Here is a 12,814-nt window from a genome sequence, read left to right as displayed (position 1 = left end):
CTTTTCTACTTCGCCGTTTCTAGCACTTTCTTTTTCTCTTCCTTCGTTCCTTCTTCAAATGCCGCCATCTCAGCATCGAACTTCTCAAGGCCCTTGCTTTCAAACTCACTGATCCGTTCTTTCATTTTCAGATAGGATTTCGGGATCACCCGTACGAATTTCGATAGATAAGACTCCCAGTTCGCAAGGATCTTCCGTCCGTTATCACTATTGGTATACGAGACATATCGCTCGATCATTTCATATAATTCTTTCGATTCTTCGGGATCAAACAGCGGCTGTACATGGACAAGTTCCTGATTGCAGCGGCTTCGGAACGTTCCGTCGTCATCCAGTACATACGCGACGCCTCCGGACATTCCTGCAGCAAAGTTCCGTCCCGTCATACCCAGGACGACCACCTTTCCACCCGTCATGTATTCACATCCATGATCTCCGACTCCTTCGACCACCACGTCGGCACCGCTGTTACGCACACAGAAACGTTCTCCCGCGATACCATAAATGTAAGCCTCCCCTGAAGAAGCACCATAGAAGGATACGTTCCCGACGATGGTATTGCGCTCGGGGATGAACGTGGCCGTTGGATCAGGATGAACGATGATTTTGCCTCCTGACAGTCCTTTCCCGACAAAGTCATTGGAGTCTCCTACAAGCCTTAACGTAAGGCCTTTCGGTATGAAAGCCCCGAAGCTTTGACCGGCCGACCCCTTGAAGGTCAGGCGGATGGTATCTTCCGGAAGTCCTTCCGCACCGTAGCGCTTCGTGATTTCACTTCCGAGCATCGTGCCCGTAACACGGTGGATATTCCGGATGGCTGTGGTCCACTCCACCTTTTCACCTTTATCGATTGCGTTCCGGCAGCGTGGGATGAGCTCCTGATAATCGAGGGTCTTCGTCAATTCATGATCTTGCTTGCGCGTTGCATACCGAGTCACTTTAGCAGGCACATCAGGCTGATAAAGAAGGCCTGATAGATCGATCCCCTTTCCTTTCCAGTGGTCGATGGCTTCATTCGCTTCAAGGACATCGGTCCTTCCGATCATCTCATTGATCGTCCTGAATCCAAGTTGGGCCATGATCTCCCTTGCTTCCTGAGCCACAAAGCGCATGAAATTCTCAACATGCTCAGGGTCACCCATATATTTCTTCCTCAGTTCAGGATCTTGTGTGGCAATCCCGACCGGACATGTATTCATATGGCACACCCTCATCATTACGCATCCAAGGACCACAAGGGGTGCCGTTGAGAATCCATATTCTTCTGCTCCGAGCAGGGAGGCGATGACCACATCTCTTCCGGTCATCATCTTTCCGTCCGTCTCCACGACGATCCGGTCCCTGAGATGATTGAGGAGCAAAGTCTGGTGGGCTTCTGCGAGACCGATCTCCCACGGGAGGCCCGTGTGCTTCAAGCTCGTTCTCGGAGCGGCACCGGTCCCTCCATCATAACCCGAGATGAGGACCACATCGGCCCTTCCTTTGGCTACCCCTGCGGCAATCGTCCCGACACCGACGGCAGACACGAGCTTTACGCTGATGCGTGCGCGTGGATTGGCATTCTTCAGATTGTAGATGAGCTCTGCAAGGTCTTCGATGGAATAGATATCATGATGGGGCGGAGGTGAGATAAGTTCCACTCCAGGGGTGGACCCCCTTACTTCCGCTACCCAAGGATAGACTTTCTTACCCGGAAGGTGACCGCCTTCTCCCGGCTTCGCCCCTTGGGCAACCTTGATCTGGATCTCATCGGAATTGACCAGATAATGACTGGTGACACCGAATCTCCCTGAAGCTACCTGCTTGATGGAGCTTCTGCGGGAGTCTCCATTTTCATCAACTTGGAAGCGATCCGGATGTTCTCCGCCTTCTCCCGAGTTGCTTCGACCTCCGATCCGGTTCATGGCGATGGCCAGAGCTTCATGGGCTTCCTGACTGATGGAACCGAATGACATCGCCCCGGTCTTGAAGCGTCGGCAGATACTTTCCACTGATTCCACTTCTTCGATCGGGATGGATTTGGCGTCCTTGAAGGATAGCAGCCCCTTAACGATTGCAGATGCTGCTTCTCGTCGGTGAGCATGCGCGAATACTTCTTGAAAAGCTCATAATCATTCGTGCGGCAGGCGTGCTGCAGCGTATGGATCGTACTTGGATTGTAAGCGTGGTCCTCCCCCTTGTTCCGGTACTGGAACTCGTCACCTGATTCAAGGGTCCGGTTCGGGTCTTTCCGGTCGGCGTAAGCTTTGTTATGGCGCAGAAGGACTTCCTTCTCGATCAGGTCGATCCCGATCCCCCCGAGCCTCGACGGCGTACGGGTGAAATAGCGATCGATAACATCGTTTTGAATCCCCACAGCTTCAAAGATCTGTGCACCCCTGTAGCTCTGGATGGTCGAAATCCCCATCTTAGAGAGAACCTTGACCACTCCGTCCGTTGCAGCCTTTACGTACTTATCGACGGCTTCGTCGAAGGTCTTGCCGGTGATTTCACCGTTTCCGATCATGCTATGCAGGCTTTCATACGCTAGGTATGGGTAGATCGCTTCGGCACCATAGCCGAGCAGTGTGGCAAAATGGTGCACTTCCCTCGGCTCCCCTGATTCCAGGAGAAGACTTACCCTCGTACGTGTCCCCTTCCGGATCAAATGGTGATGCAGAGCGGATACGGCAAGGAGGGCAGGAATCGCAGCCCGCTTCTCTTCCACTCCGCGATCGGATAGGATCAGGAGGGTCGTTCCATCCTCTACCGCTTGATCTGCTTGTTCGAAGAGGCGATCCAGGGTAGGGGTCAGTTGATCTCCTTCTTCAGTCACCTCGAAAAGGATGGACAGCGTGACGGCTTTGAAGCCCTCTTCACGTTGCTGACGCAGTTTTTCAAACTCTGTACCCGTAAGGACCGGTGTCTCGAGGTAGATATGGCGACAGCTAGCGGGGGTCGGTGCAACAAGATTCCCTTCGGCACCGATTGTCGTTCCGACAGAGGTGATGATCTGTTCCCTGATGGCATCGATCGGCGGATTCGTCACCTGGGCAAATAGCTGTTTAAAGTAGTTATAGAGAAGCTGTGGTTTCTTCGAAAGGACGGCGAGCGGTGAATCATACCCCATGGACCCGACGGGATCCTTCCCTTCAAGTACCATCGGTTTGATGAGCTTATTGAGTTCCTCGGTGGTATAACCGAAAGCCTGTTGCTGCACCATTACCTCTTCTTCTGGTATCGTATCCGGCTCCCTTACAGGATCGGGTAGATCTCTCAAATTGAATTTATTCTGATCCAGCCAGTGGCGATAAGGCTGTTCGGACGCAACACGCAGCTTGATTTCCTCATCAGGGATGATCCTTCCCTTTTCAAGGTCCACCAATAGCATTTTCCCAGGCTGCAGGCGGTCTTTATAAACAATATCATCAGCGAAGATATCCAATGCCCCTACCTCGGAGCCAAGAACGATCATGCCGTTCTTCGTCACATAGTATCTGGCAGGGCGCAGGCCGTTCCTGTCAAGACATGCACCGATTTCCTTGCCGTCGGTGAATACAAGGGCAGCAGGTCCATCCCACGGTTCCATGAGACAGCTATGATATTCATAAAAGTCTTTTTTCTTAGGATGAATGGTTTCATCATTTTCCCAAGGCTCCGGTACCATCATCATGGCCGTATGGGCAAGGGATCGTCCCGATAGATGGAGGAACTCGAAGCAGTTATCGAACATGGAGGAATCACTGCCTGTCTCATCGATGACAGGAAGGATCTTCTTAAGGTCTTCGTCATTGAATGCGGTGGATTCGCACAGTTTCTCCCTTGCTCTCATCCAATTGACATTTCCGCGCAGGGTATTGAATTCACCGTTGTGGATCGTATAGCGGTTCGGATGCGAACGCTGCCAGCTCGGGAAGGTATTCGTGCTGAAACGGGAATGCACAAGAGCGAGTGCAGACCGAAATTCAGGATGATTGAGGTCAATGTAGAAGGAGTCCAGCTGCTCAGGCACCAGCATCCCTTTATAGACGATAGTGGTCGAAGAAAGACTGCAGATATACACATCTTCCTGTCCAACTGCCTTGGCTGCCTCATTTTCGATCCGTTTCCGGATTACATAGAGCTTGCGTTCAAAGTCCATGCGCGTTTTCATATCATCAGACGCACCGATGAAAACCTGGCGTATGAACGGTTTGGACTTCGATGCCACTTTCCCCACGAAGGAATCATTTAACGGCACCGGCCTCCAGCCAAGGACTTCCTGACCTTCTTCGACGATGATGCGTTCAAAGATCTCTTTGCTTTTCATCCTCTTCTCATATTGTTCAGGGAGGAAGACCATCCCGACCCCGTATTCTCCTTTACGCGGAAGGAAGATGTCCTCTTTCTCGCACTGCTTTTTGAAGAAATGATGGGGGATTTGAGTAAGAATACCAGCACCATCACCGGTACTGGTATCAGCGGACTGTCCTCCGCGGTGCTCTAGGTTACAGAGAATATTGATCGCATTCTGTACGATACTATGTGATTTGCTTCCATCAATGTTGGCAATCATCCCGATCCCGCATGCTTCATGCTCATGAAGGGGGTTATATAATCCTTGTGCCGCCGGAAGATTCGTTTTCATTCAATGTCCTCCTCTACTCACGTGTATAAAAATTGAATAAATACCACCTGATGCATTTAGTTGATTTTCGTTAGTATATCATGAAATTTAGAAAAAACGAAAAATTTAGTCATTAAAAAACCTCCCGCACTTACCATTATAGTTGGAAAAGCAGGCAAGTCCGACAGGGTAAAACATATAGATTTCCTTTAATTTTCAGAATCTTTAAAACCTTGATTTGACAACAAAGTAATCGTTTTCATTTTCATCCGGAAAATGCAGGTCCACAGATGAATTTTCATACAAAAAAATCTTTAAAAAAATTTTTTTGTCAGACAGTTTTACAAAGTGATTTCAGGTCCATCCACAAGGATGTTTTGGGGAAAACGGTGACAGATCGGATTTCAGGGAAGGAGATGGTCATTCCTGGATAACCGGATATCCAAATCTATTACCCCTTCTTCAACAAGATAAAACCATAGTGCAAAACAACTAGTATTCACTAGAAGCCATTCACTCTAATGGAACTATATACCACGGAACTACCCGCCTCTATAATGTAGGTAGAAATAATATTTCACAGAATTATCAGATATAAGTGAAGTGTTATTTCACTCAGTTATTTGTAAGCGTTTTCTAACCAAAAGAAGAAAGGGAGGAGTTCAATGAAAAAAGGAAAAAAGTCAATTGTCGTCATCCTGCTTCTGGCCCTGCTTGCCCCCATGTGGGCTGGACAAGCTTCTGCATCGGCACAGCCAAAACATGAGATGCGTGCAGCCTGGATTGCCACTGTTCAGAATATCGACATGAAGGCAGGGATGGACAAAGCCGCCTACACGTCATGGGTTCAATCGACTCTGGATGATCTTAAAGAAAGGAAATTCAATACGGTCATCTATCAGGTGAAACCTACAGTCGATGCCCTCTACCCATCAGATCTTGCCCCTTGGTCCAAATACATCACCGGTAAAGCTCAAGGAACCGATCCGGGATATGATCCCCTCGGCATCATGCTTGAAGAAGCCCACAAACGGGGAATCGAGCTACATGCGTGGGTGAATCCCTACCGTGTCACGATGCCCGGCATGACGCTTAACGACCTTGATCCCGGCAATGTGGCAAAGCAACACCCTGACTGGGTGCTGAAGTATGGAAGCCAATACTATCTTGATCCCGGCTTGCCTGAGGTTCAGCAATACCTCATCGAGACTGTGGAAGAGCTGGTAGCCAATTATGATATTGAAGCCGTTCATATGGATGATTATTTCTATCCGTATAAAATTGCCGGACAAGACTTCCCTGACCAAGCTACATATGAAAAATACGGCAAGGACTTTGATTCAATCGAAGACTGGCGGAGAAATAATGTCGATCTCCTCGTCAAAGATATCAATACTTCTATTAAAGATATGAAGGAATGGGTCCAGTTCGGTATCTCTCCGTTCGGCGTCTGGAGGAATATCGCCAAGGATCCGACTGGAAGTGAAACGACGGCAGGTCAGACGAACTACGATGATTTATATGCCGACACCCGTCAGTGGATCAAAGACGGCAGCATTGACTATATCACACCACAGATTTACTGGTCCCGGGACTTTGCCGCTGCAAACTATTCCGTGCTTCTCGACTGGTGGAGCAATGAAGTGACTGAGTACGCCTATGAACACCCCGTTCACCTCTATATCGGGATGGCAGACTACAAGGTCGGTGACAACTTCGACCAGCAATGGTATGACCCGTATGAACTACCGGAACAGATCCTGGATAACCGTGAAAACGGCACGGCAAAAGGACAAATGCATTTCTCCCTTCAGCAGCTTCATAACAACCGCCTTGGATATGCCGATATCCTGAAGGACGAAATCTATACAGAAACAGCATTGACACCGCCTACTCCCTGGAATAACAGGGAACTGCCGAAAAAACCGACCAAAGTAAAAGGGAAATCTAAACATGGCAGTGTCAAACTTGAGATTGAAGATAAGAAACACACTGCAAGAAAGTTTGTCATCTACCGGTTTGACGGTCCTCGTGAAGGCGATTATAATGACCCTTCCAATATCATCGATGTCGTCTACGCAGATGAAGATTCCTATACAGACGTTCCTCCTGTTAAGGGAATCTACACCTATGGAGTTACATCTGTATCCCATACCGGTCTTGAAAGTCGAGACGCCAAAACCGTGCGTGTGAAATATTGATTCATATGCACAGCAAAGTGCGGACAGCACCGTCCCTAGACGGGTGCTGTCCGCACTTTTTGTGTCCGTTCACTGTTGAGCTGCCAGAACGGTTTCCCTCATCTTCTTCGCTGCTTCCACCATTACGACAAGGGCTTCGATGGTTTCGTCGGTTCCGCGTGTTTTCAGACCACAGTCCGGATTGATCCAGAACAGTTGTGGATCGAGTACACGAATGGCCCGTTCGATGTTCTGAGTCATCTCCTCGAGCGTTGGAACCCTAGGGCTGTGTATATCGTAAACGCCGAGACCGATCCCTTGGGCATAGGTGTTTTCCTCAAAGGAATGAATGAGATTACCATGGCTTCTTGACGTTTCGATCGATATGACGTCCGCATCAAGCGCTTTGATGCTCTCGATGATTTCCCCAAACTCCGAATAGCACATATGGGTGTGGATTTGCGTACTGTCTTTCACAGATGACGTTGCAAGTTTGAAAGCATGGACGGCGGCCTCGAGGTAGCCTGCCCTCTTTTCTTTCTGCAGTGGCATCCCCTCCCTGAGGGCCGGTTCATCGACTTGGATCATGCGGATTCCGTTTGCCTCGAGGGCCTCGACTTCCTTTCTCAAAGCCAGGGCAATTTGATTGGCGACATCATAACGCGGGATGTCGGTCCGGACAAATGACCAATTTACAATCGTGATTGGACCAGTCAACATGCCCTTCACAGGTTTTTTAGTCAACGATTGCGCAAAGACCGTTTCATCCACTGTCATCGGTTCTTGGAATCTTACTTCCCCATGAATGATCGGAGGCTTCACACAGCGTGAACCATAGGACTGAACCCAGCCTTGTTTGGTAAAAGCAAATCCACCAAGCTTCTCCCCGAAGTACTCCACCATATCCGTCCGTTCGAATTCACCGTGAACGAGTACGTCCAGACCGATTCTTTCCTGGATGTCGATCCACTTTCCGATCTCATCCTGGATGAACGTCCGGTAGTCCTGATCGCTCACTTCCCCCCTCCTCCATTTCAGGCGTTCTTTCCGCACCTCTTTGGTCTGCGGGAAGCTTCCAATCGTAGTGGTTGGGAAGAGGGGAAGACCGAGCTCTGCCTCCTGAACGACCCGCCTCTCAGAGAATGGGGCCCGATGAAGGAATTCATTTCCGTCCAGTTGCTCACTCTCTCTGAGAGTCCGGGATTGTTTGATATTTTCGAGACCGTCAGAGCTTTCTTCCTCATTGGAGATAGAAGGACGCCCTTCCTTGATTGCCTCTGTAACCGTGACAATTTCCTGCAGCTTTTCATCTGCAAAAGAAAGTGTGCGTGTAAGGCGGTCCCCGAGTCCTTCCTCTCCTTTGACTGTGACGGGCACATGGAGCAGGCTCGATGATGGCTGGATGATCAGACGGTCTCTTGAAACAGCGCTCTCCAACTCCTCAAGCGAGTCGAGGGTCCGATTCAGATTTGCTTTCCATATATTCCTCCCATCAATGATCCCCGCGGCAAGGACCTTGTCTTCAGGGAACCCATGGGTGTTCAGGGCCTGACGATTCCCTCCACCATCGTGTACGAAATCCAATCCGATCCCATGCACCGGAAGCCTGATCACCCTCTCATAGCGACTGACGCGATCAAAGTAGGTTTGAAGGATGACCTTGATTCGAGGCGCTGCCTTGATCAGCGTGTCATAGACCTGCTCAAGGACCGTCCACTCCTCAGCGGTCAGATCGGTACATAACACGGGTTCGTCAATCTGAACCCATCCGGCGCCAGCCTCTTCAAGCTCCTTGAGAATGGACGCATACAACGGGACGAACCCATCGACAGTGCTTGCGAACGCCTCGGGATCATACCCTTTGGACAGCTTTACGAACGTTACCGGGCCGAGGAGCACGGGCTTCCCTGTGATGCCAAGCTGTTCCTTCGCTTCCTTGAAGTAGCGAAGCGGGGGATTATCGGCCAAAGAAGGCGTTGCCCCGTCCAGTTCGGGAACGATGTAATGGTAATTGGTGTTGAACCACTTCGTCATCGTGGATGCCACTGCGTCGCCCGTCCCCCTTGCCATACCGTAATACGTCTTCAACGGGACTTTCCCTCCCCCATGACCGAACCGCTTCGGGACCACCCCGAACATGGCGGCTGTATCCAATACATGATCATACAGGCTGAAGTCCCCGACAGGAATCAGGTCAATACCTGCATCCGCCTGCTTTTTAAGATGACGAAGGCGGATCTCATCTGTCTTCGCCACAAATTCTTCTTCCTTTAGCTTTCCTTCCCAAAATTGTTCCAGCGCTTTCTTCCACTCTCGTTTTTCACCGATTCTCGGGTAACCGAGATTTGAACTTTTCACCATATTGCTCACTCCTTCTCATTTTCTCTCCAATAAAAAAATCTCCCTTTCAGAGAAAGAGAGATTTTGCGCGCAATGAATAAACGTTGACAATCCTATGATTCCAACACGCGTTCCTCACTCCCCTCTATGACCCGTAGAGCTCAAGTGCACACAACAGGCAGGTCTCCTGACTCAGGTTCATCACGCCTTATCCCTTCCCATTCCCTCCAGAAACAGTGGATGTGATAAGTTGCTTCCCCATACAGTGGCGGGACCGTACCGGACTTTCACCGGTTTCCCTTTTCAGCCATGCTTCCACACGGCACCTGTCGCATCTTCCTATTCAGTTCTCAACTCAACGAAAAAAGCCTCTCCACGATAGAGAGGCCCTTTAAAGGGATGTCCTCTCTTATTTTCCAAAGCATGATGCTTTGCAGGAATTAGCACCTTTTCAACAAGTGTTGAATGGTTGCCGGGTTTCACAGGGCCAGTCCCTCCACCGCTCTTCATAAGAGTATCGATCATTTATTTGTCCGTTGAATAGGGTAATACTAGCATGCCAGCTTTTACTTTGTCAAAATATTTCTAACATTCGTTCGAAGGTCCTACTGTCGTTGACGGTACCCTTGGTACCAAAAAAAGTGCCACATGTGCCATTCAGAGGATGTTCGACTGTGCATGGAACGCAGGAAGAAATTCGCGGTGGACTTCCAGAAGTTCATCCAACAATGGTTTTGCTCTCGAATCACTGGTGACCAGCGGATTGATCGTCATGGCGAGGAGGGCTTTTTCGTAGGAGCCTGACACGGCTGCTTCTGCCGCGATCCGCTCAAAGGATTTGATCTGTTGAACAAGTCCGCTGACGGCTACAGGCAGTTCACCTATATGGATCGGTTTAGGCCCTTCTTTGGTCACGACACAGTTCACTTCCACGGCGGACTCATCAGGGATGCCGGTGATACTGCCGTCATTTCTGACGTTCAGGGTCTGTACGTCCCCTTTATCATTGAAGATCGAAGAAATCACATTGCAGGCGGCATCGCTGTAGTAGGCTCCTCCACGCTCCTGAAGCTGCGGGGGCTTCACATCAAGGTCTTCGTTCTTATACAGCTCGAACAATTCATCTTCCAATCGCTGGACGACCTCGGCACGGGTTGTCCCCGTTTTAAATTCCTCCAGCTGTTTCTCCAGGATCTCACTGGTTTTGTAAAAATACCGGTGATACGGACAAGGTATGACTCCGAGAGCCTTCAGGAAATCAGGATCCCATGGCAGTGGGGCGATATTTTTCATGCTGAGCTGCTTATCCTCATCACCCATCAGTTCCAGTACCTTCCCAAGGACGGACACCCCATCGACCGTCACATCCAGTCCGTACACCATATGATTCAAGCCGGCAAACCGGATATCGACTGAAGCGACTTCTACGCCAAGAAGCCTGGCAATGGTCATCTTCGTATTGATCGGCAGGTTGCATACGCCCACGACTTTCGAATGCTTGCTGTATCGGAGCAAGGCCTCCGTCACCATTCCAGCCGGGTTGGTGAAATTGATCAGCCATGCATCAGAGCAAAGCCGCTGCATATCCTCCGCAATCTCAAGAAGAACCGGAATGGTCCGGAGGCCTTTGAATAGTCCACCTGCCCCGTTCGTTTCCTGTCCGATCATCCCGTACTTGATCGGCAGCCTTTCATCCTGAATCCTTGCCTTCAGCTGACCGACCCGCATCTGGGTCGTAACAAAATCAGCATTCTCCAGTGCTTCCTCCCGGTCCAAAGCCAGGTGAATGGTCATGGGAACACCGGCCTTAGACACCATCCTCCGCGCAAGGCTCCCGACAATCTCGAGCTTTTCTTTTCCAGCAGGGATATCCACAAGCCACAGCTCCCGGACAGGCAGCTCATCATAACGATTGATCAACCCTTCCACAAACTCCGGCGTGTAGCTTGAGCCACCGCCGATGGTCACGATTTTTAAGCCTTCTTTCATGCTCATACCTCCTTATCCTTTCACTGCAAATGCCAGCACAAAACTGATGGCAAAACTAACGACGACACCAAGCCATAAACGCTTCTTCTTAATAGAAGGATCCTCTACAGGCCCTTCAATCTTGAGTAATACGAGGCTCAACCCTAGAGAAGTCGAAATTCCCGTTGCCAAAAAAATGCTCCACTCCTTTGGCAAACCTGCACTTATTAAAGGCTTTGACAATAATAATAAGCCGATGGATACGGTCATTAATAAAATGAATACACTTTTGAATCCAATCCTCCTGGGGATGACAGTCTCAGTCATTTCCTTCACTCTCCTTAGGGTACATAGTGAAGAAGCGGGATCCATGGATTCCCGCTTCACTGTTCACTTCCTTACATATATTGCTGTTTATACGGGGTGTAATCGACCAGTTTCCACATTGATCAAGCGGCTTGTTGGTCGTTTTCTTCTACTTGCACCATTTTTCTATCATACATCTTGAAGAACGGGAAGTAGATAGCGAACGAAATAGCGATGTTGATGAAGACCATGACGACAGCCCGCCAATCTCCTCCTGTTGCCAGGAATGCGCCGATTGGTGCCGGTAGGGTCCACGGCGGCATGATATAGGTCGGCGAAATCATGCCTGTAGCTGTTGCTACATAAGCAATGGTTGCCGTAATAAGTGGTGTGATGACAAACGGAATGATCAAGACTGGATTCAGGACGATCGGTGCCCCGAAGATGATCGGTTCATTGATATTAAACGTAACAGGTACGATACTGGTACGACCCAATGCTTTCAAATACTTGGAACGGGAGAAGAATACCATAGCAAGAGCGAGCCCAAGTGTAGCTCCTGATCCACCGATCCAGATGAACCATTGGTAGAAGGTTTCCGGAGCGATATGCGGAATAACCTGACCGTTTGCAACAGCGTCGGCATTGTTCACTAGGAACACTTCCCATAATGGACGAGCAACGGTTCCTACTACTGATACTCCGTGAATTCCGAATGACCAGAAGAATGTAATTAAGAAAACAGGAATCAATACCCCAAAAATGCTGTCCCCTGCCGTTACAAGAGGAGCGACTGCCACACCGATCAAATGGTGAAGATCAAGACCTGCCCAAACGGTGATGGCCGATACACCCAAGATGACGAAGGCAACAGGAATCAGTGCTTCAAAACTTCGTGCCACGGATGGTGGTACCTGTTCTGGCATTTTGATTGTAATATTTCTCTTTTTACAGAACCTGAGTATCTCCACTGCGAGTATCGAGACGACCATGGCAACGAATAATCCATGTCCCCCGAGGTTTGTCATTGGAAGCATCCATGCGCCGTCAACTGCCTGAGGTGTAATAGTTAAGAGAAGTGCAGCTACGGACATCTGAGCGCCTGAAAGAGGATCGAGGCCATAGCTTTTCGATAGATTGTATCCTATCCCGAAGGCTATATAGAGCGACATGATGAACATGGTGACACGGTATGGAATCAGGATTTCCACAATATTATCTGCAGCCCACTGCTTGATGTCACCGAATACCCCTGCATCAGGCAGCGGTGGGAACGCCACAATCAAAAAGAATGATCCTACGATAATGAACGGCAGTGCAGAAATGACCCCATCCCGGATCGCCTGCAAATGCCTTTGTTCCGAAAGTCTCGCCATTGGCCCGGATAAATTATTCTCCAGGAAATTTACAAACTTTTGCATGTTCCTACCCCCTT

The 12,814-nt window shown here is 49.5% G+C and carries 5 protein-coding genes, 1 pseudogene and 2 riboswitches; of the genes and pseudogenes, 1 reads left to right on the top strand and 5 read right to left on the bottom strand.

Features of this window, described 5'->3' with window-relative positions; genetic code table 11:
* Positions 1–5: 5 nt before the first annotated feature.
* Positions 6–4,606, bottom strand: a pseudogene (gene gltB / locus D5E69_RS07115) (glutamate synthase large subunit).
* 644 nt (positions 4,607–5,250) lie between these two features.
* Here gltB and D5E69_RS07110 point away from each other — a divergent pair.
* Positions 5,251–6,786 carry a glycoside hydrolase family 10-like protein gene (locus tag D5E69_RS07110; protein ID WP_159129490.1) on the top strand — a complete coding sequence of 512 codons (1,536 nt, stop codon included), beginning with the start codon at positions 5,251–5,253 and terminating at the stop codon, positions 6,784–6,786.
* Between the two features lie 69 nt (positions 6,787–6,855).
* Here D5E69_RS07110 and metE read toward each other — a convergent pair whose 3' ends face one another.
* The 4 genes from metE to D5E69_RS07090 all read right to left on the bottom strand — a co-directional run bounded on the left by metE (position 6,856) and on the right by D5E69_RS07090 (position 12,800).
* Positions 6,856–9,126: a 5-methyltetrahydropteroyltriglutamate--homocysteine S-methyltransferase gene (gene metE / locus D5E69_RS07105; protein ID WP_159129489.1), complete on the bottom strand. Its 2,271-nt coding sequence runs from the start codon at positions 9,124–9,126 to the stop codon at positions 6,856–6,858.
* 139 nt (positions 9,127–9,265) lie between these two features.
* A riboswitch (cobalamin riboswitch) is annotated at positions 9,266–9,450 on the bottom strand.
* A 61-nt stretch (positions 9,451–9,511) separates the two neighbouring features.
* A riboswitch (SAM riboswitch) is annotated at positions 9,512–9,620 on the bottom strand.
* 142 nt (positions 9,621–9,762) lie between these two features.
* Entirely contained in the window at positions 9,763–11,094 is a 1,332-nt protein-coding gene (locus tag D5E69_RS07100; protein ID WP_159129488.1) for a 6-phospho-beta-glucosidase, read from the bottom strand.
* Positions 11,095–11,106: 12 nt separating this feature from the next.
* Positions 11,107–11,343, bottom strand: a complete 237-nt coding sequence (locus tag D5E69_RS07095) for a hypothetical protein (protein ID WP_213085582.1) — start codon at positions 11,341–11,343, stop codon at positions 11,107–11,109.
* 179 nt (positions 11,344–11,522) lie between these two features.
* Positions 11,523–12,800 (bottom strand): PTS sugar transporter subunit IIC, encoded by a 1,278-nt coding sequence (locus D5E69_RS07090; RefSeq protein WP_056534520.1) that lies wholly within the window; start codon positions 12,798–12,800, stop codon positions 11,523–11,525.
* Positions 12,801–12,814: the final 14 nt, after the last annotated feature.

The organism is Rossellomorea marisflavi, from assembly GCF_009806575.1.
Taxonomy (GTDB): domain Bacteria; phylum Bacillota; class Bacilli; order Bacillales; family Bacillaceae_B; genus Rossellomorea; species Rossellomorea marisflavi_A.
This window is presented reverse-complemented; position numbering and strand designations above follow the sequence as displayed.